26 protein-coding genes are annotated in these 23792 nt (G+C 52.8%); 14 read left to right on the top strand and 12 right to left on the bottom strand.

The genetic code is table 11. The features are described 5' to 3' along the window. Positions 1–33: 33 nt before the first annotated feature. The 4 genes from ACSSVV_RS08245 to ACSSVV_RS08230 are packed head-to-tail and all read right to left on the bottom strand — an operon-like array spanning position 34 to position 3641. The gene (locus ACSSVV_RS08245) at positions 34–1350 is read right to left on the bottom strand and encodes a hypothetical protein (RefSeq protein WP_454106034.1); all 1317 of its coding nucleotides are present in this window, start codon (positions 1348–1350) and stop codon (positions 34–36) included. Positions 1351–1354: 4 nt separating this feature from the next. Then, positions 1355–2470, bottom strand: a complete 1116-nt coding sequence (locus tag ACSSVV_RS08240) for a hypothetical protein (protein ID WP_454106033.1) — start codon at positions 2468–2470, stop codon at positions 1355–1357. 14 nt (positions 2471–2484) lie between these two features. Then, a complete protein-coding gene (locus ACSSVV_RS08235) occupies positions 2485–3099 on the bottom strand; it encodes a hypothetical protein (protein WP_454106032.1) in 615 nt (204 codons plus the stop codon). Between the two features lie 2 nt (positions 3100–3101). Beyond that, the gene (locus ACSSVV_RS08230) at positions 3102–3641 is read right to left on the bottom strand and encodes a type IVB secretion system protein IcmW (protein ID WP_454106030.1); all 540 of its coding nucleotides are present in this window, start codon (positions 3639–3641) and stop codon (positions 3102–3104) included. Between the two features lie 110 nt (positions 3642–3751). On the opposite strand from ACSSVV_RS08230, the gene ACSSVV_RS08225 reads away from it, so the two are divergent. From ACSSVV_RS08225 to ACSSVV_RS08215, 3 genes are all read left to right on the top strand, one after another. After that, positions 3752–4282 carry a hypothetical protein gene (locus ACSSVV_RS08225; RefSeq protein WP_454106028.1) on the top strand — a complete coding sequence of 177 codons (531 nt, stop codon included), beginning with the start codon at positions 3752–3754 and terminating at the stop codon, positions 4280–4282. After that, complete coding sequence (locus ACSSVV_RS08220; protein WP_454106026.1) at positions 4279–6900, top strand: DotA/TraY family protein; 2622 nt, start codon at positions 4279–4281, stop codon at positions 6898–6900. The genes ACSSVV_RS08225 and ACSSVV_RS08220 overlap by 4 nt, the downstream gene beginning before the upstream one ends. Positions 6901–6975: 75 nt before the next feature. After that, positions 6976–7743 (top strand): hypothetical protein, encoded by a 768-nt coding sequence (locus tag ACSSVV_RS08215; protein ID WP_454106024.1) that lies wholly within the window; start codon positions 6976–6978, stop codon positions 7741–7743. Between the two features lie 175 nt (positions 7744–7918). Here the strand turns inward: ACSSVV_RS08215 and ACSSVV_RS08210 are convergent, their stop codons facing one another. From ACSSVV_RS08210 to ACSSVV_RS08185, 6 genes are read right to left on the bottom strand one after another with little or no spacing between them, the layout of a single operon-like run. Next, the gene (locus tag ACSSVV_RS08210; RefSeq protein ID WP_454106022.1) at positions 7919–8437 is read right to left on the bottom strand and encodes a hypothetical protein; all 519 of its coding nucleotides are present in this window, start codon (positions 8435–8437) and stop codon (positions 7919–7921) included. 33 nt (positions 8438–8470) lie between these two features. Then, positions 8471–9529: a plasmid segregation protein ParM domain-containing protein gene (parM, locus tag ACSSVV_RS08205; protein WP_454106021.1), complete on the bottom strand. Its 1059-nt coding sequence runs from the start codon at positions 9527–9529 to the stop codon at positions 8471–8473. Between the two features lie 17 nt (positions 9530–9546). Then, positions 9547–9876 (bottom strand): hypothetical protein, encoded by a 330-nt coding sequence (locus ACSSVV_RS08200; RefSeq protein WP_454106020.1) that lies wholly within the window; start codon positions 9874–9876, stop codon positions 9547–9549. After that, a complete protein-coding gene (locus ACSSVV_RS08195) occupies positions 9873–11018 on the bottom strand; it encodes a type IV pilus twitching motility protein PilT (protein ID WP_454106019.1) in 1146 nt (381 codons plus the stop codon). The genes ACSSVV_RS08200 and ACSSVV_RS08195 overlap by 4 nt, the downstream gene beginning before the upstream one ends. A 9-nt stretch (positions 11019–11027) precedes the next feature. Continuing rightward, complete coding sequence (locus ACSSVV_RS08190) at positions 11028–11930, bottom strand: type IV secretory system conjugative DNA transfer family protein (RefSeq protein ID WP_454106017.1); 903 nt, start codon at positions 11928–11930, stop codon at positions 11028–11030. 20 nt (positions 11931–11950) lie between these two features. After that, the gene (locus ACSSVV_RS08185; RefSeq protein WP_454106016.1) at positions 11951–12445 is read right to left on the bottom strand and encodes a DotD/TraH family lipoprotein; all 495 of its coding nucleotides are present in this window, start codon (positions 12443–12445) and stop codon (positions 11951–11953) included. A gap of 594 nt (positions 12446–13039) precedes the next feature. Between ACSSVV_RS08185 and ACSSVV_RS08180 the strand changes: the two genes are divergently transcribed. Both ACSSVV_RS08180 and ACSSVV_RS08175 read left to right on the top strand, forming a co-directional pair. Continuing rightward, positions 13040–14053, top strand: coding sequence for a hypothetical protein (locus ACSSVV_RS08180; protein ID WP_454106015.1), 1014 nt, complete (start codon positions 13040–13042; stop codon positions 14051–14053). 373 nt (positions 14054–14426) lie between these two features. After that, the gene (locus tag ACSSVV_RS08175) at positions 14427–15164 is read left to right on the top strand and encodes a hypothetical protein (protein WP_454106014.1); all 738 of its coding nucleotides are present in this window, start codon (positions 14427–14429) and stop codon (positions 15162–15164) included. 11 nt (positions 15165–15175) lie between these two features. On the opposite strand, the gene ACSSVV_RS08170 is transcribed toward ACSSVV_RS08175, so the two are convergent. Both ACSSVV_RS08170 and ACSSVV_RS08165 read right to left on the bottom strand, forming a co-directional pair. Beyond that, positions 15176–15526 (bottom strand): hypothetical protein, encoded by a 351-nt coding sequence (locus tag ACSSVV_RS08170; RefSeq protein WP_454106012.1) that lies wholly within the window; start codon positions 15524–15526, stop codon positions 15176–15178. Further along, positions 15526–16215: a helix-hairpin-helix domain-containing protein gene (locus ACSSVV_RS08165; protein WP_454106011.1), complete on the bottom strand. Its 690-nt coding sequence runs from the start codon at positions 16213–16215 to the stop codon at positions 15526–15528. The genes ACSSVV_RS08170 and ACSSVV_RS08165 overlap by 1 nt, the downstream gene beginning before the upstream one ends. A 340-nt stretch (positions 16216–16555) precedes the next feature. Between ACSSVV_RS08165 and ACSSVV_RS08160 the strand changes: the two genes are divergently transcribed. The 9 genes from ACSSVV_RS08160 (at position 16556) to ACSSVV_RS08120 (ending at position 23758) form a co-directional block, all read left to right on the top strand. Beyond that, positions 16556–18364, top strand: a complete 1809-nt coding sequence (locus ACSSVV_RS08160) for a single-stranded-DNA-specific exonuclease RecJ (RefSeq protein ID WP_454106009.1) — start codon at positions 16556–16558, stop codon at positions 18362–18364. Positions 18365–18645: 281 nt separating this feature from the next. Beyond that, positions 18646–18945: a helix-turn-helix domain-containing protein gene (locus ACSSVV_RS08155; RefSeq protein ID WP_454106008.1), complete on the top strand. Its 300-nt coding sequence runs from the start codon at positions 18646–18648 to the stop codon at positions 18943–18945. Then, positions 18942–19259, top strand: coding sequence for a HipA N-terminal domain-containing protein (locus ACSSVV_RS08150; protein WP_454106006.1), 318 nt, complete (start codon positions 18942–18944; stop codon positions 19257–19259). The genes ACSSVV_RS08155 and ACSSVV_RS08150 overlap by 4 nt, the downstream gene beginning before the upstream one ends. A 115-nt stretch (positions 19260–19374) precedes the next feature. Continuing rightward, entirely contained in the window at positions 19375–20232 is an 858-nt protein-coding gene (locus ACSSVV_RS08145; protein WP_454106004.1) for a type II toxin-antitoxin system HipA family toxin, read from the top strand. Positions 20233–20388: 156 nt separating this feature from the next. Beyond that, positions 20389–20757 carry a hypothetical protein gene (locus tag ACSSVV_RS08140; protein WP_454106003.1) on the top strand — a complete coding sequence of 123 codons (369 nt, stop codon included), beginning with the start codon at positions 20389–20391 and terminating at the stop codon, positions 20755–20757. A 318-nt stretch (positions 20758–21075) separates the two neighbouring features. After that, entirely contained in the window at positions 21076–22002 is a 927-nt protein-coding gene (locus ACSSVV_RS08135; RefSeq protein WP_454106002.1) for an SPFH domain-containing protein, read from the top strand. Positions 22003–22063: 61 nt separating this feature from the next. After that, positions 22064–22474, top strand: coding sequence for a hypothetical protein (locus ACSSVV_RS08130; RefSeq protein WP_454106000.1), 411 nt, complete (start codon positions 22064–22066; stop codon positions 22472–22474). Positions 22475–22489: 15 nt separating this feature from the next. Then, a complete protein-coding gene (locus ACSSVV_RS08125) occupies positions 22490–23140 on the top strand; it encodes a hypothetical protein (RefSeq protein ID WP_454105999.1) in 651 nt (216 codons plus the stop codon). Positions 23141–23257: 117 nt separating this feature from the next. Beyond that, entirely contained in the window at positions 23258–23758 is a 501-nt protein-coding gene (locus ACSSVV_RS08120; RefSeq protein ID WP_454105998.1) for an antirestriction protein, read from the top strand. The last annotated feature ends 34 nt before the right edge of the window (positions 23759–23792 follow it).

Here is a 23792-nt window from a genome sequence, read left to right as displayed (position 1 = left end):
TCTGTCGGACAAGCAGCTTTTAGATGTCAAGTATTACGGTTTCTCGTACTCTAATTTTGTTGCCAAAGCCTGAGCTAAGGCGAGGTTAAAATCCTTCTTAGCGAGGTACGTCTGGTATTTGGTGTAAAGACGCTCAGCAGCAGTCTGAACGATCTGACAGGTGGCATAGTCCTGGCAAAGATCAAAAGGTGAATTTACTGCTACCCGGGCAGCCCAATCGGAACTTCGGACTCGATGATTGGCCATCAGATACATAAATCCCTCATCACTCTCGGGGTTTATGTTCAGGGCGTTCGGGTCCATTTCACCCATGGCTTGCTTCATGTAATCCTCGGCACCCAACTTCGCATCATGCGCATTTCGGAGCCGTAAAAATCGCTCAGTGATTGCCGCTGGAACAGATAGCCGCATATCATTGATTTCGGCAACAGAGGCACTCTGGAGATCCGCTGTTGTTGTAGCGGCTGCTCGCTGCGCCTCAGCGGTACTTGGACGTGAAGCTGTGAGTAGCTGGAGCACCAATGCCGATAATTGGTCACTTGAGAGCGGATCGGATGGGTTGCGAGGAATAGTGCGGTAATTATCATCAATCCAATAGGCAGCAGATAGGTAGTCGGTAACACTCTTCCCTTCGTTCCTCGCCTTATCTCGAATCGGGCCAATAGCTGCATTCAAGACATTTGCCAGCCTTTCATTACTGGCCGAGCCAATTAGCCGGGCTTGAACTGCTTGCGGGTTGATGTTTCCATCCTCATCGCGAACACTGGGGAACACTCGGATTGGATTAGCAACGCCCCCAAGTTTTGCGCCGTCCTCAATCCAACCTCGAACACTCTCTGTTCGGCGGATTCCACCAATATCAAATGTTGAACCCAAATCCAGAGCAGAGCATGTTTCTCTGGCTCGTGACGGGACAACAGCCCCCTGCCTTGTGGCGGACTCATAAAGTTCTCTATTGACAGGCGCACGCCGGATTTCGGTTGCGATCGTCGTAGCTGCTGCCTCAATTGCAGTAACCAAGGAACCCGTTTGATTAGCCTCGGATGCCGAGATTGTGCTGACGACTGAAGGAAACCCAACCATACCTGTAGCCCCCAGGGCGCCGTACCCTGTTGACTCAAAGATGATCTGTTCTGAAAGGGCTATTGCTGCCTGGACAACACCGAACGCTGATGTTTGAGCTGTGCCGGTAATCGTACACGATACGGCGCAACCACTTGCAAAACACGCAGCGCAGACTTCTGCGCCCGTTGCCTGTGCTGGCCGAGGCTGCGCTATCCCCAATAACAAGATGAAAACGACTGCAAGTGTTAGACAACTGGACGAGTGGCTGAGGCGAAGAGTACGCATTGATCTATTCCCCCGAAGCCTGGCGAAGCTGGGCCGCTTGGAATTGTGCCATCATCAATGCGGCGTTGCGTTCCTGTTTCCAGATTTCAAAGTCCAGAAGACTCGCATCGGCTTCAATATATGCCAGGTCTTTCAAAAGCCCTTGCGTATCCTTGGACGCCAAGGCGGTTTGCCACATAGGATCTTTAAGCCTGTGTGTCGCCATCAACTCCAGCAGGTCATTGAAGCTTACTGTCGTGGGCCCGGCCTGTGCATCCGCGCCGGCTTCGGCTGACGCGCGCATTGCCATTTCTTCAAGCCAACTACCCTCCGGCAATGTCATAACAGGAGACTCATAGGCCAATAATTGGTTCTGGACGGATTGAGGGAGGGACATTCGCATGTTGTAGATGTCCACCTGCGCATTTCTGGCAAGATCAGCACTGGTTGTCGGCTCCGCAACACGAGCTGGCGGCGATGGATTCGTCGTCAAATTGATGAATGTTGATGCCTCCTGGACCTCTTCTGCAGACAAAGCACCCAGCGTCTTCTCGGGGGCTACCAGCTTATACCCGGCATCCTTTACATCAGGTCTCGTACGGAGCAGCTTTGCTGTTTGGGCATAGAAGCGACCATCGGTATCTGAAGTAACCGGGTAAGCCGAAGTCATATCATTGTAGGACGATGAAGCCGAGTTCAACTGAGCTTGCTGAAGCGACGCCAAGGTGGTGGAAGCACTCATATCTGCCGCCCGATCGGAATACGTGCAAGGCGTAGTGGCTTGCCGAGCAGGGGAATACTGATTCAGCTTATTTTCTATCTGTTGCTCCTGAACCGGCATAGCACGAAGTTCCGTGGCAACCACAGTCGTGAATTGCTCAAGAGCGTTGACCAGCTGCGCAGTTTGCTGTGCAGTGCTTCCGTTCAGCGTGGAGTTAACCTCTAAAAAACCACGGGTCATTGCCTGAGCTATTGTAATCGCCCCCTGTCCCACCATGCCCGCAATCTGGGCAGAAGTTGCAGCTGCCTGACCTGCAATGATGGCACCGCATGAACATGCCGATGCCTTGGGGGCCATCGAAAGTCCGACTGCCATTGAGGCAGCCAATATGGCGGAATTGAGTGCATTCTTCTTAAACATGACGCCTCCAGACATTATCGGCGAGACTCGTAGTTCTCGTAACCAGTGCGCGCTCGATTGATAAAGTCTCCGGTTGACTGGGAGTTACGTACAGCAGATTGTGCGTCGTAAATGCCATTGCGCACCTGTTCCAGACGCCGTTTCTGAGCGTTCCAGACCTCCATGGACCGTTTCTTGTATTCCTCCGGATCCAACTCTGAATTCACACCCCAGCCTTGGCCAGTGGTGACCTCGCCCGTAATGGTTCCAAGATCAAAGGGCGCATCAAAACTACCCTGCAGACCACTCGCCTGATCAGTGAGGTAGTCCTTGATTTCACTGCACTTACTTCGGGCCGCATCTTCAACCCGGTCTATGATCGCGTCTGCAAGGTTAGCCAAGCTCCCAAAGTTCAAGCCATAGGATCCGATACATTGGGTCACCAGCTCGCCAAAATTGAGCTCCTCAAGAGGGGAGCTTTCATTGATATTCTTGTGGACCTGTTTGACGATCTCGTTGTGAGCTTTGGCGTACTGCTGTTTTGCCTGTGTAACTCTGCACGTCGCATCTTCCTGGGCGGCAGCATTGGAAGCCGATAGCAGCAATCCGAAACAGGCTGAAGCTGTAAGTATCTTCATGGAAATAGACATGCTCACTCCTTGTTGGAGGAAGGAATTTTTGCAAGGGAAATCGCTGTCTGAAGGGCGCTCTCCAGCGCTTGCGCCCGCTCTGGAGAGAATAGGCGGCTAAAAACAGCCAACTTTTCAAACACGAGAAACCGTTCCAGAGCCAGGGTAGCTGACCGATACAGCTCATCATTATCTGGCTGAGTTTGGAGAATCGAGGCGCAGGCCGAAAGAAACTGATTAATGACCTGCTTTCTGTCTTCATCTGCATAATGCAACAGCATCATGGCGGAACTGGACTTCATCCAGGCCATCAATCCGATCGCTTTGTCGGGGTGAGCAAGGCAATACCCAGATACCACAGGCGAACTCTTCATTCTCGCAATGACACGATCGAGCAACGTTCTTATTGCCGCTTCATCCTCAATGCTCCAGTAATCTCGCTCATCCATAAGGCTAAGAACATCCCCAACGACGGGATCTATGGCGCTCCAATACTGCAAAGCACCTCCCGCACCAGGCTTGGGTGGTGCATCATCCCCTACTTTTTGAAACGCATTTTCCACGCAGAACTCCTGTTGATCTGGAAGGCTCGCACGTCGCCCAATCTAGTAATAATATACACTATAATGTTCTAAACATTTTGCCCCCGACACGGTCACGAGCAGGCACACCAATGTCCGAATCTGTCATCGATACAACGAACACACATAGTCAGGTAGCTAGCGAGCCAACATTGCCTCAGAAACCTACAGCTGATGCCAGTGACTCTAGAGTTTTCCGGGCCCTGAAAACAACAGGTAAAGTAGCAGGCAAGCTTTCGGCACTGGACGTACTTTGGAAGGACGGGCGCCGAGTCCGTCCGCGCAATCCGGAGCTATGGAGAGACATTTTCTCTCGCAAGGGATGGAATGCCGCTATAGCACGCGCCCAGGCGACCCCTGCACACCCGCTGACTCCTGCAACCGTTATCGTCCCTCTTGTTTACTCGGGATTTGGTTTCGCTATTGCCCTCTACTCTCTGCTTATGATAGTGGCACACCCTCTTCCATCTGCGATTCCGGTCATCAACAAAGTCGTTATTGTGCTGATGCTTCTTGTAAGCAGCGCCTATGCATTTATCTATCTGACCATATTCGGGATGCAGTTTGCGCGGTACCGGCGCCTTAAACGCCCTGCCGCAACAAGAGGGAGCTGTTCAAAATGACAAGTGTAAACCGTGGTATCTGGACCCTACTGCTGCTTTCGGTATCAACGGCAGCATTTGGTGCAGAAGGCGAAGGCTTCGGCGCATGGATTATAGATTCCCTATTTGAAGCTGGAACGATGACCAATCAACCAGCAACACCGGGCCTGATAGGAACCGTGATCACGCCTCTAAATCTGATCTGCATGATCGTGGCGACCGTCGTTATTCTATTCAAAGCAACACAGCATCTGTTGATCGTTGCTCAGGCCAAGGATATGGAGGCATCACCTATTTCCATGACTTGGGCCCCCCTTCATCTTGTAATTGCTGTCGTACTCATAATGCCTTGGCCGAGCGGTTACAGTGCAGGGCAATATTTCGCGATCTACCTGGGTGAACAGAGCAACACTCTGGGAAATCTTACAGCTGCTCGCGGGACAGGCTATTTCCGCAACGAAGGCGTTATCACTCCGCCACCACTTCCCTCAGTGCAGGATTTGGTAAAGGGAGTAGTTGCAAGCCAAATGTGTATGGAACTGCAGAATAAGCAAGCTGCATACATAGGATCCGAGGGTGGCGCCAGAATTACAGTTTCTCCCAGGGTTTTGCGTCCAGCAGAGATCCAGCAGCTCTCTCTTCGTAGCGGCGATGATATTTCCTCGGCAGGCGTTACGTTTGCGCGCCAGCGAGAAGGCGGGTTTGTAGCAGACGGAACAGGGGTCAATACATACTGTGGCGCCCTCGTGATGCAGTTTGCGAACGATGTTGCACTACCCACCGATGAGTCTGGCATGCCAACAACCGTCGGCGAGAATGCCGAATGCACCGATGACCTATGGGGGATGGACTGCTGGTTCACAAAAGCACTCGGGCATGCAGATGCAAAACGCAATCTCGTAAATGCATTTGCTACGGCCCATCAGTCATCAATAAATCGCATCCTCAATGTGGCTACAGATGAAATTGGTGCCGGGGCAAGTATCGCCCGCAATCTTCTTTTCGATGTCGACACGCACTTCCAGGGCTTGCAAGATATCGACATGGCAGAGGCGGAAATGGCCATCCAGTCCCAGGAGAACCAATACATTGATCAGGCCGTTGCAAACACCGTCGCCCTCATCGACGATCTGCAGCGAGGAATCTACAGCTCCTACGCCCAGGCACTAAACACCCATCTAAACTCCCGAAACAGCGAAGGTGAAGACTGGCTGGACGCTATTGACCGCGTGGGTTGGCCCGTATTTGGCCTCTATTGGTTCCAGATGACCAATACCAGCCAGCGGATCATGGAAGCTGTGAGCATGAATGCGAGCTACATTGGCGACGCATCGTCGTTCATTAATACGTACCACCAACTTTCAGGCGACGAAGCGCTTAGCTACAGACTGGCAAACAGATATGCCGAGTATGAAAAGAGGCTTTCGGCGGCCTTACGGAATTCCCGCCTTGATGGGAACCCTTTGATTGGGCCTCAAGGGCAAGCCGCAGCTGAAGAGGCCATTAGAGAAGCAGACAATGCAAAAGTTCTGCGCGAAATCTTCCCAATGATGAAAAATGACATCATGGAACTGGCCGGCACCGGTTCAACTAGCCCTACAGATACAGGGAGCGCCCTGATGTCGCAAATAAACAGCATGATGCGAGGAAACGTATTCCCTTGGATTGTGGGATCTTTGAGAGAAGACAACCTGGTGAACAGCTTGGTTAATGCTGGTCACAAAATAATTGTCGCTTCAGAAGTGATCTACCTCACCAAACTATGGATGGAGTCTGGTGAGGACGTGGCCACCTTCAAGGCGAATGAAGAAAATCGATACGGATGGGCGACCCGGGCGGTATCAAACACAAGTTCATTCTTCAGAAATGCGGCCCAATTTCTGGCAAATCCGCCAGCCTACTTAACCCAGAAAGCTGGCACTGAACTAATGGCCATGGGATCCGATGTGGCCGAGCACCAAATGCGAAGCACGCGCATCGGTAACATGCTACTCCAGATCGGCCTTGATGCTCTCTCCTACTGGAAGTATGTGTTTTTCGTAGGCCTCTTTCTCGCATTCTATCTGCCGGCAATGATCATGATTCAATGGCTGATCGGGCTCGTCACTTGGATCATCTACATTGTGGAGGCGACCGTGGTCATACCTCTGTGGGGATTGCTCTTTGTAGGTGACATGGGAGAGAAGGCTTTTGCACCTTCTACCGCGAGGCAAGGCTTTGTCCATATGCTGAGCATTCTGGTCTATCCGGCCCTTATGGTAATTGGATTCACGATCGGGTTGAAGGTAATTGATCTCAGCTCTATCTTCTTCATAGATTTCCTGCTTATCGGCTTTATGAATAGCACCGATGGCTATCTGTTTGGCTTGCTATCTCTGGTGTTTGGCCTGCTTATTGTTGGATTTGCGTGTTATCAAATTATTATGCGCGTATTCTCGATAGTGCTTGAGCTGAACGACCGTGCTATTGGCTGGATTGGACAGCGCATGAACTACGGCGAAGGCAACATTGAAGGCCAGGTCCGAGGCGGCTTCATGGCCGTTCTCTCAAAAGCAGAGATGCATTCTCGCTACCATGGGCAGGACAACCCATCAAAACCTGGCAAGATCCCTGGCATGCAGCAGAACCCAAAGCAATAACATAAATAAAGCCCTTGAATTATCAAATGGTGTATTATATTATTAACCAAGGATGGTTAATTTGAGGGCTTCACCATGAATGGAAATATAGACAACACAGCAGCATTCCTCGGCACCATAGCCGTTGGTGAGGCCGTGAGCGATCCTCTCGCTAATACCGGCCACGGACTAAGAACCAACCAGGCAGCACAGGATCTCATCAACGTCTTCGCCCACATACGTGACTTCTGGGTTGCACTGGTGGTTTGGGGGCTTGGGGTTAAGGGATCCTATGAACTAATGTCCTGGGCACACACTAACGACTCCGGCTGGTTTATGGCGCTGGGCGTATTCCTCGCCTTTGTGTTCTGGGTTGGAATGACATTTTATGTCACGCAACAATATTGCTGGTTCGTGCGGGCCAAAATGCTGACGCGCATATTCCCAGTGTTCAGCACTCCATGGAAGATGCTCACCCAATGTCACGGCTATAGCGGCAAAACTGCCTTCTATTTTTCTACCGTGCTGATGCTAATATACCCGATCACCTTTGGACCCGCCCTACTGCTATGGGATGGACTTCGGTTGATACGGTTCGCATTAACCTATGTTCTGACTGGCGGCAATGTTCGGTTCGGTGGCACGCAGTTCATCTGGTACAAGAAACAGGCGCAGCTATATAACGCCGCCCTGCAGGCACAAGGCAAGGACGCTGCAGAGTTCTATCTGCGGCAATCTGCGTACGGGGTTGATATCCCGGTGCTAAAAGCCTATGCCGTTAACGAGGAAACATGGGACCAAACGTACCGTAACGCCATAATGGGTCCTAAGATCGCTAAATATGGCAACCTCTTCCAAAAGTAGACAGGGAAATTAATACCCCCTCAAGCCCGGCAAGTTCCGGGCTTTTTCTTTGGCGAAGAAGTCACTCTGAGCCAATAGCTGAACGCGAAACGTTCTGTTGATGCGTGAAGAGAGGTCGCAAGACCGAGGCTGCCGAAGGCACAGCAGTTGGCCGTTAGGCGCCTAGAAGCAGGTTTTACATTAGTGACGCCAGCCGACTACGCAACGGGGAATCGGCTGGTTGACTTTCTTCCTGTTCAATACCGTCGTTTTCATCTTCCAACCCATCGATTCCCGCGGATGTCGCGGAAGCCGAGTCTGCGCTGGCCACAGTTGCGGCCTCCCGAACTGCAGTAACAGGCTCTCTCTGACCAACCTCAGCTATAGGGTGATCGCTTGACCCAGCCGGCGAGGATGGAGCGCTATGAGTGGGCATGGATTGAGGTGAAGGTATCAAATCATCAACCGAGACAGTTCGCCCTTTTAGAAAATGCGCCATCATTTGATGACGCAGTTCAGAAAGGGAGTCTGCTTTATACCCAGGGGTGGTCAGCTTGGCCTGGTAATCCCGAAGCGCATTCACGAACCACTGATTGCGATCAAATGTGCTCAACTCTTCCATAGCTTCAAAATGCTGGAGAATGAGCGCCTGATCGGGATCCGCACTATCAAGATAGATGCGGACCCGCTTCATGGTTCTGGATTGCCTGGCCATTCCTAATACTTCCTATTTCGCCGCGGTGTGAACTCAGTTAGTGGGCTTTACCCAAGTCATGTATTTCAACATGCCTCGGGCATTAGCAAACTCATCACGAACAATGAGCCCATACTTGTCTTCCCAGTCCTTAAACAGCTCCCGACAAAGCAGAGCGCCACCACCGACAAGCAAAATGAATTGATAGCCCGTCAAATCCTTCAGCTTAGAAGATACGAATTTCTTGATTTCGCCAACAACAGGCTCGGCAGCCTTCTTCAGAATATCTTTCACTTCGATATTCTTCATCCCGCCTTTAACTTGCATACGCACGTAGCCTTTATTAAAACCCGCCTCGACCATCCAAGGAGCAACCTTAGAGATGGCCACACCTTCGCTACGAAGGCGATCCGCCAGCAAATCTTTGAAGCTTTCCTTAATATCCAGGGTTCCACGTTGCAGAGTGCCGGAGCTGTCCTGAATAATGTTCAGCTCTGGGGTCATTGTGACAACATCGAATGTGCTGCCACCAAAGTCCAGTGCCGCCATCGGGGCATGAATGTCACTGAGCGGTAAAGCCTCCTGTCCGTCATCCGCAATCAGGAAGTCGATCATAGCCGCAACACCTTCTGAAAGAACGCGACTTTCGATGATTTCTGCAACCAATTCTGGCTCTTTATCATCGCTAATGATCATGTTGACGGTTTTTTTCATGTTTTCGGACTGAGCACGAATGAGATCATCATTCTTGCGGCCATCCCGGAGATAGTAATCCCGCATCGGAAGTGCCGTTGCCAAGCGGATACGCTTACCTTGAAGCCCTGCTTTAACCAAGCCATGGTTGACCAGAACGCGATTCTCGGCGGACAGTCCGTAATCTTGGTCTCGAATGGCGATGGGGTTCTGGACAGACTCGTTACAGACGTAATGATTGGAATCCGATTCATACATATCGACGCGTCCGCCATCGAGGCTGGTCTGAACCTCCTGGCCGGTACCGATGATGCTTGCGTACTTATGGGTTTTGATTTTGCCCTGCTCGCTGAACCAGGCCAGCTTGTGAGAGTAATAGCCGTTGTCATCGGCAACATTCAGAACATTCTTTGCGCTCATACTGGCGTCCTCTTTCATTAATGATACTGGCCCTTGAAGTTATCCCAGGCTCTCATGGTTTGGCGGAGACGATGGCGACTTTGAGTCCGCCAGTAGCCTGCCGTGATGGTGTACCGATATCGACGTAAGAGGTCGCCCCAACGGGATGCGCGCTTACGAGTTCGGTAGATATCTAGCGCCAGGTTCAGCAGCACAAGCTTGAACACAGGCGCATAAGGAAAAATTAAGAGCAGCGCAAAGGGCAGCACCCCGGTAAGGCCTGCAAACCCCATGACGGTTGCACGCTGCGTTTTATGGGCCCAAATAATCGGGGCTCCCTCGGCGGACACTAATGGCGGAAGCTTCATTGCCCAAACTCCGCCTGATACCGGCGATAAATCTGTTCGGAAATTCGCCCAGCATCAAAATGCATCTGTATGTCGGCAAAGAGCGGACGGCCTTTCTCTCGAACAAGTTGAGTCAGAACACGGGCAACCTGATCGCCTTCTGCTTGATAGAGTTCGCTGCGGATTGCGTCATCCATCAACAGGTATTCCCGTGCTGCACAGCGTCGACCATCCACTGTTGGCACCAACTCCTGGTAGAGCAGAACACGCGAGGAACCTATCAGGCCTGAGAGTGCCCGCCCACGCTCCTGAGGGCCGAAGTTCCCGGCCATACGAGTCAGCATTTCACCTACTGAGTTAACGTGCACAGTGGTGTATACCGTATGCCCCGTTTCTGCGTTCTGAACAGCGCCTCTAATGGTCTCAGCATCTCGAGCCTCACCGAGAAGAATGATGTCCGGATTCCGACGAAGTGCATTAGCCGTAGCATGTGCATAATCCTTGAGATTGACATACACATCCGACTGAGCGATTCGCCCCGTTCGACCCGGTATCGCGCGGAAATCGAACTCGATTGGACTCTCGTAGGACAGAATTCGTTTGCCCATAGGATCTGTGAGCGCTTTCCGAACGGTGGCGCCGAGCAATGTGGTTTTACCCGAGCCCGTTTCACCACCAATGATGACAATGCCATTGCGCACAAACAGAGCTTCTGCAAGATCCTGGGGAACCTGAAGATCTTCAAGCGTCGGAGGAATCTGACTAATAGAACGCATAGTCAGATCAATACCCAGGGGAGCACCATGCATCCCCATTGTCGCAGTTCCATTGACACGAAAACGGTAGGTAGTCTTCCGGTCCTTTTTCACTGGGTAAGTGAAATTATGATCAATACCTTGCTGCAATGTGGAGCTTGCACTGATCTTGAACATTTCATTCAAGATATTCTGAACCGTATCCAGTTCTAAGGGTCGTCGACCTACTGAGATCAATCGCCCATTTCGCTTAACAGCAAGGGTTTCTGCATCCTGGAGAATGACATCATCCACGCCCCACTCATACAGGGCTATCAGCGCCTGATCGAACTTCGTCAGAGTGAACGGATGGTCATCATCTATTTCCGGGATCCCATCAATTACCTGAGATTCTGACAAATCTGACACTACAATCTCCTATTCACCTTGATGACTGCTAAGCACCTTGAAGCTCGGCTCCCCAACAGGTCTACCGCGATCTAAAAGCTGAAACCTTGGCCCATTCGTATCGACCTGACGCCACAAAGGCTTCCAATTGGTATCAGGTGTAAACTCCATCGGCACAGTTATCGAATAAACTTGGTCCCCTGCATTGAGGGTGCGACCGTCAGCAGAAACAGTAATCGTAGGTGTGCTTCCAACCATGACCGGGCGCTGAACAATCTTTCGCGACTCCAAGACCCGATAAGTGACCCGGCCCCGAATATCTCGAACCAATCGATTGAGGTTGTTCTCCCACGAAAGCTGGGCCTGCTCCAATCCTGATTGCCACCCTTCTTCCACAGCAGCTTCCCACACAGCTTCTTCTTCCGGATTTTTAGGAAGAAGCGCTGGGTGCGGGGGTTCCGGATAGGGATATTCGCGCCAAAGATAATCGCGCCATGTTGGCGGTTGGGTGACTGCCCTCGGCGGCTGATCCATGATGTATTGAACGCGCATTGTGCGAATCTCTTTCTGGTCTGCTGAAAGATCAAATCGATCACGCGTTTCGGTTATAGAGGGCAGCAGAAGGTACTCATCGACAACAAAAGGGGCAAAACTTGCAATTCGATCAAGGGTGCCCTCTTGCGACTTGGTAAACTCCAGCAGCTGCTCGTAGCGCCAGGCAAGTGCTGTTTGGGCCCCCATAGCAATACCGGCGTCCTTAATGGCACGTAGGCGGAATTTGCCACTGGCAAGATCTTCAGCGACTGACTCGCCTCCCTCCGAGGCAGCGCGTGCGGGCAAAGACTCGAAATTATCTGACCGAAGCTCCACAACCTGAACCAGTGCCGGAGGGTTCTGAGCCTCAATCCAAGTAGAAATGTCTGGTGCGTCCATCAAACCGCTCCAATCCGCGCTTAGTTGGGATAGATGATTTTGAGTTTGTTCTTGCTATCCAGAACGACCTTGGCTCTTGCGCCAGCTTGATACGAAGCATCCACCAGGAATTCCGCCAAGGGTTTGCTGGCTCGGTTAATGGATATGGCAATCGGAAGTATCGGACGAGGGCCCACAACTTGCGGCTCGCCAGTGCCTACGAGCTTAGCTAGGCCTCGAATAAAAGGCTCAAGCTCGCCGTAGTAGTCATCCTCCAATGCATACTGAGCATGCCAGGCCTTTGGAAAATTGCTCAGCTCATACTTCAATGGATTGGCCGCCCCATTGTCGGACAGCCTGGCCGACTCAGAGTAAGAGAGAATTCGGTACGCGTGAGAGATCTCATTCGCGGCCTCAGACAGCTTGACTACCGCTGGATCGACCTCAACACGAGCTGTTTTCGTTGAGCAGCCAGCCATCAACACTCCAGTCACGAGCACCACTGAGCCAGCCTTCGCAAGTTTCGGGAAATTCATTCGTCCATTCGTCCTCTGCAGTGAAACAAGACATTCAACACAATGGATACCATTCTACCACTTAGATTGCAGAGCAAACTGTAGTGGACACACTTCCACGCCCCGCCAAAACCTCAGCCGCAAACTCCACATACCACTGATATACAAGGAGATCCACACATTATCCACAAGCTGGGCCAGAAAGGGCCATAGCGGGCCCTTCTGGCCCACTATGGCCACATATGGCCTAGCTGGCCAAGCTGGCCAAGCTGGCCTCTAGGGGCCAGCAAGACCCACTGCGGCCCAATATCACCTTTACGCCTGGTGATGCCGGAAGAAGTCATGGATTGCGATAGCAGGGTGAACATCATCAGGCGATGATTCCAGCGCCCATCATGGCGCCAGAAAGGCGAAATAAAAAGCGGAGAACAGGATGGCGCAGCATGGAGTACAATATGAGATAATCGTTAATTATTTCTCACGAGTTTCAATAAGACAAAGTCATATAGAAAATAAGGATTAAGCTATTAACTTTTCGTGGTAATACTTACGTGTATCGATGAGAATACATAACCGCTATCGTATAGGCGTTGATCGAATCAAAGTGGAGACAAAATGAAAATCCAAGTTCCCCTGAATCCCCCATTGTCTGAGATAAATCTGGACCAAGAAGAGGCAAGATGCCGGCAGCTCATGCAAAGTTTTGTCTCCGAGCGTTACACCGAGGCCCTCATGGAAGTGCCTGAAGTCCAGAAGGCGTTTGTCGGGTGGCTAGAAAACAAAAACAGAGAGGCCAGCAGAAAGACTCGGCGCTGGGAATTCCGAAGACTAAAATCGATGGCCTCCAAGCATCCCGAGTTGAGCACGCTTGAAAGGGAGGCCGAGCGGTTCCTCCTTGAGACGAGAAACACGGTTGCCAACAAGTCAGAGAAGGCTGCTGTATCGCGCCTGATCACGGAACACTTCCTGAAGAAGATGCAGTCAGCGCTATCCAGGGCAAATGGGATTACCCCGACAATGCGTAAGGCGATTGTGATCTTTAACGCAACGCTCATGACCGGACTTCGCCCCGATGAATGGAAGTCTGCCCGCTTGGTTCGAGAGGCCTCCACCATGCCGGGTGCCAGAGGTCCGCATATGATTGTCCAGACAGCCAAAGGCAAGAGTGATGAATCCCGTGAGCGGATGCTTTTGTTAAGCGGATTCAGCGCACCTCAGCTGGATATGATCGAGTCGGCCATTACTTTGGCTGGCGGGCTAACTAATCCTCAGCTGGGCCATCTTTCTACGGGGTTGCGTCGGCTCGGACGTTACGCTGTTGAAACGCCGCAGGACGAAGACGCCCTTGCCTCACTGGAGCTATCCTCTGCACGAAAGATGTACGCCGTTGAGGCTCTGCGTGAAGGCCGGAGCGAGAAGGAGGTAGCTGCCGCGATGGGTCACACGACCACTGTGAATTTGCGCTGGTATGCCCAGGGTGACGTTTATCGGGATCGCGCAATGAGATACCCGTTGGCCCGAGCAAGTGAAGAAGCTGCCATGGCAGTGCGGGATACCCTGCAAGAGTTTAAGGATAGCGGTCGTGGTCTGGAGAAAGCTCTGAATGGTGGAGAGACCACCCTTGAATGAGCAAGGCCAACAATTGGGTCTATTTGGCGATCTGCATGAGACTGTGCCTGACGGCTTGGCGAATTCGGCGTTGTCCTCGGATCCCCTGATGCCGGATAGCTCACACCATAGAGTTCGTCAGCCGATAAGTCAGGAATCCGGCCGCCCAGTTTGGATCCGGGAAATCTTGATCAATGGTCAATGGTGCGCGCATGGGGGTTATTGGGTGCCTGAAACGCATTCGTAATGAAAGCTTGTTCAGCGCGCAAAAACGGGGTTTCCAGAAGGTAAGATAAGAGGCCTGATCCAACCTCATTTGAGCCGCCCTAACGCAATGATATTTCTGCCTGTATCAAAGAATCGAGCTGCCCATCTTCGTCATAGCTATCCATCCTTGGTGAAGGAAGCCGCTGCCCCAGATGGGCGCCGGTATACAAGCATTGCCATTGAGGTAGACAACATTGATCAGGCGCGCTCCATTGCGGAGGTGAATGGCGCCCTTCCCTGGCGATACCGGGCAAAGCCGATATCGATCAAGATGACACCCACGCCGGCCCGGGCCAGCACGAACTTGCTACAGGACTGCCTGAGCAATCAAACGTACTCCTTTATCCTTGGTCGAATTCACAGCTTGTATGGAGGCCGCTGCCAGGTCTGCGGGGCGGACCACCGCAATCGCAATGGTCGTCGAATCGCGCCACGACTGATGGCCACCTGGAACTACCTCCCGCACGCCAACCCGGCCGTCAAGAAAGGCATTCGGGAACTGATTGGGCTTACGGCCGTCTGCAATGATTGCCTGAGCCTGTTCAGTCTGAGTGATGCGCACCCATGCAGCCACCTGCCCCGGGAAGCACGTAAATCCGAGTTTCACAAAGGGATTGCCAGGTTGGCGGAGCACAATGGCTGGACAGCCCAACAGGTTCAGTCGGCCATCACAAAGAACCGAGGCATGCGAAAGCGCTGGGATGATGTTGTCTGGGCCAGCGACATTGGCTGGCTGCTTGAAAAGAGAATAGTGACAGCCGACAAACTGCAGTTAGGGCTTCGCGCAATTCACAAAGACTACCGGCTATGGAAAGGCAAGGTAATTCTTGAGCCGGACTTCAAAGACGCCCGCGATGTGGCATGAGAATGCCTCGGTCAGCTGCGCACAAGAAATATGGGCACAGAGGGCGAGAGCGCGCTGTCCATTTCAGATTGGGATAGGTTGTACTGAAGAGACTTCCTGGTTCGCCCGCCAACCAAGGTGAGCCGACAGCCCAGAAGCTCGGCTTGAGCTTCGCCAGCTTTTGACAGAATCCAGCCTGATTCTGCTTCTGACCAGTGAATCAGCTCTTTATCGAGCAGCGCGCGCACGGTTGCCCCGCGACAAGCAAGACCAGCCTCTCCTGAAAAGTAGAAGTCGGACTCATCGTGTTTCTTGAGGGCGCCCATCCGAGCGATCGCAATGATGGCTCGGCGCTGGGCTTGGGAAAGTTTGATCGTGCACATTAGCGAATCATCTGGAGATAGGGGTCGGTAGACTCAATGGAGTGGTCTTCGATCTGGTACGAGCGCAACTTCGAGGAAATGGACGGTCCCACACCTGGAATTGACAGCAATTCTGCATCGGATGTTCTGGCAAGCTCGTTCTGGGAGCAAATCCCCACCTCCCGGAGAGCAGAGATCACCTTGGGTGATATTCCCTGGTCCTGGATATAGAGAAGGAAACTTGGGAAGACGCGATCAAGGAAGCCAGCAATGCCGCCCCAGCACACCAGAATGTCATTCCAGACTTCACGCTCCAGCCAGGCCTTGAGCGCCTCGCGCTTGTGGGAGGGCGCACCAATACTTTCAATGATGCCCCGGAACCTAACAAGGAAGGTGTAATACCGCTCTGGAAGGCATGCCCCTTCCGGAACGTCCATTGCCAGGTCATGACTGCCCCATATATAGGGTTGCTGGAGGCCAATTTCATGGGAGGCGATTTCGGTGATTTCCCAGGCGGCGTAATCCATTTCGGAGTCTGTCAGCACGGGAATCTGGTGCTCGCTCTGAGCAGAAGGGAACAATCGTTCTCCGTGACGCTTGAGAACCGCCAGCGGTGTACTCAACGTCAGAAAGGCCCGGTATTCCCAGCACCAGAACACGGGCCCATTAAAGGGGTTGGTATTGGGGCGCGCTACAAAGGATTTTCTCATCGGTGCTGCAATCATCTTGGAGAAGTAGAAATCAGTAAGAGTGGTTAAACCATGAAATAATTTTACCACTGGTGATTGGCAATAATTGGCCACGTTCCGTCTCGCACCTCCGCGAGAAGATCCGAAATAATCAAAATATGGAGACCAAAAATATAGGATGGCTTCTGACAACTGTGAAGCACTACCACGTTCGAGTCACAACGCTTGATACCAAAGATCGGCAAGGCAATTTCGGTCTACTGGGCAGATCAAAAACGACACGGATGAATCTGTGCTTGTGCTCTTGATTCGTGCTATATTGTATACTATGTGATAATTGTATAGCTGCGGAGGAACCGGTATGCCAAGCTCCCTGAAAGAAATCCAGCGGCGGATCATCGAGAATCGGGGCGCACCCTTTCCCGAGATCTACCATCCAGCCAACCTGATCAAACCCGAACTGCTTGCCGATGGCGAGAAAGCAGCCAACCGGCTTGCAAAGGGGCTTCTGCACCGCCAGCGCATGGTGATTGTTTCCGACTTTGACGCTGACGGCGCAACCGGTGGAGCTCTGTTCATTCGAGGACTCCGAATGCTTGCCACGGCACTTGGCGAGCCCTCGGATTTGCATTATGTCATTCCGGATAGATTCAAATACGGCTATGGATTAAAACCGGAGCTGGCGGAAGATGCGATCCGTCCACTGGATCCGGCCATTGTCATCACCATTGACAACGGCATCAGCTCCCAGTCCGCGGTTCATCAAATGAAGAGCTGGCCAAGCGCTCCGACAACCATCATTACAGATCATCATCAACCTGGCGAAACGCTGCCTGCAGCCTTTGCGGTCGTGAACCCCAACCGAGAGGACTGCAGCTTTCCATCCAAGGCATTGTGCGGGTGCGGCGTAGCCTTCTATCTTTTGCTCCTGGTGCGCCGTGCACTGATTGAGCTTGCCCCCACCCAGGAACGGAAATCTGCCGTTTCCAAAGTGAAGCTGATTCAGTTGGCGGATCTGGTTGCCGTGGCGACCATTGGAGACGTGGTACCCATGGACGCGAACAACCGGCTATTGGTGAAGATTGGACTGGATCGCATCAACAAGGGGATGACTATGTCTCCCCGGGAGGCGCACAAAGCAGGACTGCTCTCCATGGGTGTGCGAGCCTTACTCGAAAAAGCGGGGGCCGAACTCCCCATTACCAGCACCGACCTGGCATTCAAGGTTGTCCCGAGGATCAATGCTATTGGTCGCCTTGAAGAACCCACGGCCGGCATTGAGTGCTTGCTGGCGGAGAGCTGGACGATCGCGCAACTTGAAGCCGAGAAATGCGACAAGGCCAACAATGAGAGGAAGAGCATTCAACGCACTATGAGTGACCAGGCGGAGCGCATGCTGATGGAGAAGCTGGGGGCTATGGCGGGAAAGCTCAAGGATATGCCTGCCGTCGTCTTGCACAATGACAAGTGGCATCCCGGCGTAGTGGGATTGACGGCATCCAAAATCAAAGAGCAGACCCGAGGCGCTGTCATTTGTTTTTCCCCAGACGGCGACCCGACAGCCGAAGCAGTAGATTCCGCCACCGAAACGCTGAAAGGTTCAGGTCGCTCAGACAATGTTCATCTCCGGGATGCCCTGGCACTGGTTGCCACCTGGAATCCGGAATTGCGCATGCAGTTTGGCGGTCATGCCCGGGCAGCCGGACTCTCCCTCCATAGGGATGACCTTGACATCTTTCGAGCCTCCTTTGCGAAAGCCGTAGCTCACCTACTAACTTTGAGCCCTCTTGAAAATCGGTCATGGATTGACGGTGAGTTGCCGGCAGACAGCTGGAGCATGGAGCTGGCGGAATGGATTGAGCAGCAGCCTTGGGGTCAAATGTTTCCCGAACCAACGTTTCGGCAAGCCTTTCTCGTAGCTGGCATTCGCCAGATGAAGGGGCCACACCTCAAGCTGACACTGCAAGACGCACGCATTGGTGGTCAGGGCATTGAAATGGTCTGGTTTAACTCAATGACGAACAGGGACAGCCTCCCCTTCGAGGCGGGGGACATCATTGCGGCTGACTACCGGTTGACGGTGAACCGCTGGAACGGACAGCGAACTCTCCAAGGCATCATTCAGCAAGCCAAGCGATTCCGGACGAAGGCTGCCTCAAGAGCCGCATAATGATCTGAATGGGCACATGGCCACGGAAGGCCTTGCCGCATTCAGAGCACCATCACAACCACTCCCCGCCAGGGAACACCCCACACCACGAACCCGTCAGCAGCCAGCATTTGACGACTTCGCGGGCTTAAAATGCCGAAAGAGGCAATATAGTGCCGGAAACGTCATTTTGAGATTGCGTCCGTACATTTATTGACGCAATGACCAATAGCGAGCATTATACTGAGCATCACCACGTTCCACTCTGAGACAGTTCAGTATATTGCCGAACAGGATATTCCATGAAAACGAAGCAAGGCGTACTGTCCGCGATACAGAAAGAAATCGCCGCACTACAACAACTGGCTGCACAAGTCGAAGCTTCCGATGAACCGGATCTACGGCCAATTTCCGACTTGCAGGAAGTTCTGACGACTCGGCGAGAGAGCCTCGGGCTGAGCGTACCTGATATATCAGATCTTGCGGGGCTTGCACCGAATACCTACCGAGGGTTGGAAAACGGTACCGGGAATCCGACGATCACAACCCTCACAGGGATTGGCAAAGTCTTGAACTTCCGGCTGTGGATTGAGCTGAAATGAAAGCCATAGTCAAGATGAACGGACAACCGGCCGGCATACTGGAGCGACAAGGATCCACGGTGACCTTCCAGTACGACTGCCACTATCTGACGCTGGGCCAGCCTGCCCTGAGCAAAAGTTTACCGTTGCGGCAAGAGCCATACGAATCCGAAGGCTTGCCGGCATACTTCAGCGGCCTGGTCAGCGAGGGCTGGCTCAAGCGGGTTCAATCCCGGGAGCAACGAATCGACCCTGACGACGATTTTGCTTTGCTGGTTCACAACGGAGACGATTTACCTGGAGCCATCACCATTGAATTGCTTGATTTGCCTTAAAGGTTTGCCAGAGAAAGATCACACTGGCTACCACAAAAAATGCCTCGAACGACTTTTTGGCGACCGGGATATTGATCTGAATCTTCCGGAGAGCCGGAAAGATCTTGTATCTGCAATGCCCAGACAAACTCAGGGCTTTTCCATCAGTGGCGTACAGATGAAATGCCAGATGGCCATTGAGGATCACAAGCTCAAGCTGGTGGACAGCAATGGCCAATTCATCATGAAGCCCTCGCCCGAGGAATATGAACATGTGGCGGAGAATGAGCATGCCACACTCACACTCATGGATCGCATTGGGTTTGCGGTACCGCCGTGCGGACTCCTGAAACTGAAAGACGATCACCTGGTATTCATCATCCGGAGATACGATCGAGATTTTGAAACCGGAGCCAAGATTCACCAGGAAGACGCAATGCAAGCCCTGGGAATCTCAAATGCGGAATCCGCCAGCAAATATACAGCGGCAAGCTACGAGAAAGTCCTGCACCTTGTCAGCGAAGAAGCCGGCATGGCAGTGGCCATGGAATTGCTGCTACGCCTCGTGTTCAGCTACGTCGTCGGCAACGATGACCACCATCTGAAAAACATCAGCTTCTATCACGAACCAATGTTTCGCCTGACCCCCTGCTACGATGTCCTGGCATCAAGTCTTTACAGCTCTCCCTCGGAGAATCCGATGGCGCTTCCGTTCTTTGAAGACCGGGACGCGATGCCGAGCTATTACAGAGACATGGGGAACGGGTTTTATTCGGGCTCTGACTTCATCGAACTCGGTGTCCGTGCCGGGCTTTTGGAACCGGCAGTAAAGAAACGCATTACTCAGCTGCTCCGGAAGGTGGCCAAGCTTGCCCCAGCCGCGATTCACGACTCCTACATGCCTGATGAAATGAAGGACCGGTATCGGGAACTCGTCCGACAAAGGCTCAAGTTCCTCGATGAACTCGAGTACAAGCCAACGACATCCAGCTGATTCGGAGGTCGCCGAATAGACTCGGCCTCCCTGCCCGGAAAAGCTAGCCGTCCATGTTGTCCGATTAACCGAACTCTAATCACGGTCTACCCCATTCCCTTTATAAGCCGTCCCTATATCCTGGTCATATTCAGTCCCATTGATCAGGAGATCACCATGAGTCGCGAACAAGAGCGCAAAGTAATCGAAGAAGTCACCCTCTTTTTGCAGGAGAAGGGATACACCATCAGCTATGCCCACGACAGCGAAGAACGCATGGAGAAAGCCGACCTGGATGAAGCACTATCCAGCAAGGACTTGAACCCGGTGCTGAACTGGGTTATGGCCGCCGACGGAGGAAGCATCGGCTTCAAGACGCCCGACGGCGGCCGGTTTGCTATCCACATGATGTACGGGAATAGTCCGGAAGAGGTCATCTACAACACGTCCGGCAACAACGAAGAAGAACTGCTCAAGGGTGATGCCTTGGTAAATGCACGCCTTGAAGATTTGATCGAAGAAATGAGCTCCGCTCCCACGCTGTAACTACCCGTGTGACGTAGGAAGACAGCTGGCGGATCATCAATCCGCCAGCACAAACCCTCACACTAGCTACCCAAAACATAGAAAAAGCGGTTGACTAAATAGGTCTCTGAGACCTACACTAGATATATGAAATCAAGCTGGCCACCGCCAGCAATACCGGCAACAGCCACACCGAGGAACGACAAATGACAGAAGCCAGTAGAGCACCACCAGCTCCGAACCAGCCCCTGTAAACCCAGCGCAACCGAATTGAACAGACAAACGTTCGCCTCGCGATCATTAAAGCCCCTGCAAATCCCACAAAAGGAAACCAAAGCCATGACAGTAGAAGCAATCGTCTACGGCGTACTGACAGTCATCGCACTTATCTTCGTCCTACCCATTTTGTTCTCGTGCATCTTTCTCGTTTCTCCGCGAGAAGCCCGACTCGTGCAATCCTGGACCGGCGCATCGGTGACACGAACCATCACCGAAGCTGGCCTGTACTTCAAATTTCCATGGCCATTCCAGAGCGTGTCGAAGCCAATCGACCTGTCTCAGCGAATGCTAACCGTAGACAATCGAGCACGCTCGTCTGAAGAAGCTTTCTTCAATCTGGAAGTGAAAGCCGTGATGGAGATTTCACCCAAAAAGGTTAAAGAGGCCATCTTCAACATGAACAGCCCGACCGAGCAAATCAGGGCTTCCATGAGCGAAGCGGTAAAACGCGTTGTGCCGTCCATGACGCTCGATGAGGTTTACACAGATCGTGAGCGGATCGAAAGAGAAGTCAAAACCTCCCTGAATGACGTGTATGCCGAGCATGGCTGGACGTGCCTTAAAGTAATTGTTGAGGATCCCCGGCTCGAAACCAGCATGGAGGAAGCCTCCAACAAACGCATCGAGAACCGGCGCCGGGCGGAAGCGGCCGAAGATCTCAGCAAAGCTATCTTCCTGGAAGAAACCGCGCTGGCAAAAGCCGCGTCAGAATCCCTGCGACTGCGCACCCGGGCTGCCGGTGAGGCGAAGAAGGCATTTACCGAAGAAATGGTCAGCGCGATCACCCAATTCCGGAAGGCGCTCCCCGATCTTTCCCCAGAGCTGCTGCTGCAAGCCATGAGCGACCTTGATCGTCGAGATTCCATCATCACTGCCTCCGGCAACCCGGGTAGCACCATTGTGATTGATACAGCCTCCGATCGCGGACAAAGCTATGCAGACATGGCGGCATTCATGAAGAATGTTGGAAGCCACGAATCGGCGTAATCAGTGGTATCGTTGGCTGGCGGGTAACACCGCCAGCCACACAGCAAGGAAAATATCCGTCATGAGTAAAAAAACCAGCCTGACCCACGAGCGGCGAAAAGCCAACGTCGAACGCATCATTCGCGAGGACTTTGGCGGCAACCAGGCACACTTCGGCCGCGCCGTTGGCAAATCGCCGTCACAGGTTAACCAGTGGATTCACGACCACCGAGGGTTGGGTGAAAAGATCACACGGGAAATCGAGACTGCTCTCAACCTAACGCCAGGCGAGCTCGATAAAGCCCAAATCCCAGGCGACACAGCATCCTCTGACGCGGAGCGACTGGAAAGCATGCTCTGGGAGTTGACATCCATAGAGCAGCGCCGACTCGACGCCCGGGACTTCAATGGAGCCGGGGACGCCAACAACGCCAAGGCCAGCATTGCCCGATTACTTGCGCGCCTTCAGCAAGAATCTGACGAACAAACGTGACTACAGGGAGAGCCCATGAAATCCGATCGTTTCTATCTCGCTTGTTTGCGGGACACGGTGGGTACCAACGTTAGCTTTCACGGGCTTTCGGGGTACACCTCCGATATTGACAAGGCTCGCAGCTATTCTCGCGAGGAAGCCCAATCTGAATGGAACAGTGGGCGTTCTTTTGACCTCCCCCTGTGCGCTGACAAGGTTGATGCTCTGGGCATCTACCATGTGGATTGCCAATACATTCCTTGCGACACCGAGATTGCGACCGGATGCTCCCGGTACGTCGCCTTCCAGAGACAGCGATGGGACGGAAACGATGTGTACTGGCTCACCGATACTGGTGCGTTTACCACGAACTTCCTGCTGGCGGCTATCTCCGAACACCCGGACAACCAGGACAACCTGGTATGGCTACCCTACTCCGTCGCCAACGCAGCCAAACGGAGAACGTTCGCCGTCAACAAGATTGATCGTCGCCGGATGATTCAAGCGGCAGGCCTGATTACGCCCGAACACATCAAGCGGTACCGGAGGCGCAAGCCGTCCAGCAAAACTCGAATGAACTGTCCGAGCTGCGGGCGGATTCACTGGCAATACAATCCGCACGAGTTTGAGGGTTGCACCAATATTGGCTGTGACCAATGGCGCTCGTCCCTGGAGCAATGCGCCTGAACTGCCATTCGCATCCTCGCGCTTGACAGAATAGGGCGTTACGCCCTATTATTGCCTTATAAACTGAGCTGGCCCCGGCCGGCGACCACAAGGCAGACGCCAACGCGAGGAACTACCATGCAAACACTGGATAAAACCCCACAGATCTCAGACTTTATTCGCGTGATCCCGGGCGACGAACGAATGGGCTTTCTTCCAAAATATCTGGGCCCGCTACTCCTGCGCTTTGAAAGCCGCCTCTACGACAACGCAGAACGTACGATCACCGGCATGGGAGGCCGCGAAGGCACCTACAAGCAGCTGGGCTCGGGATACTGGGAGTATGCCACTACCCAGACCGGCCAGCCGTTTGCCTACCCCAAGGTGCCAGGTAATGACCAAACGGTTTCTATGACCACCTATGACGGCTACGGCAACGAAACGCTCTCTGCCGAACTGGCAGGCATTGTCGTTACCGCATTGACCCTGATGATCATCATCCAGCAGATCGCGGAATCCCCTCGATTCCAGGACTTGGCCGAAACACTTGTTGATCGGTACCACGATCTGTTGAGAGACGGCAAGCAAATCGCCGACGCCACAGGCTATTCACAAGCCTTCTATCAGTTGACCAACTGAAATCACACGATCGCGCTGCGGGCCAGGCCCGCAG

Source organism: Marinobacter sp. MBR-105, from assembly GCF_053628895.1.
The sequence above is the reverse complement of the archived record's forward strand: the minus strand, read 5'-3'. Positions and strand labels throughout refer to the sequence as shown.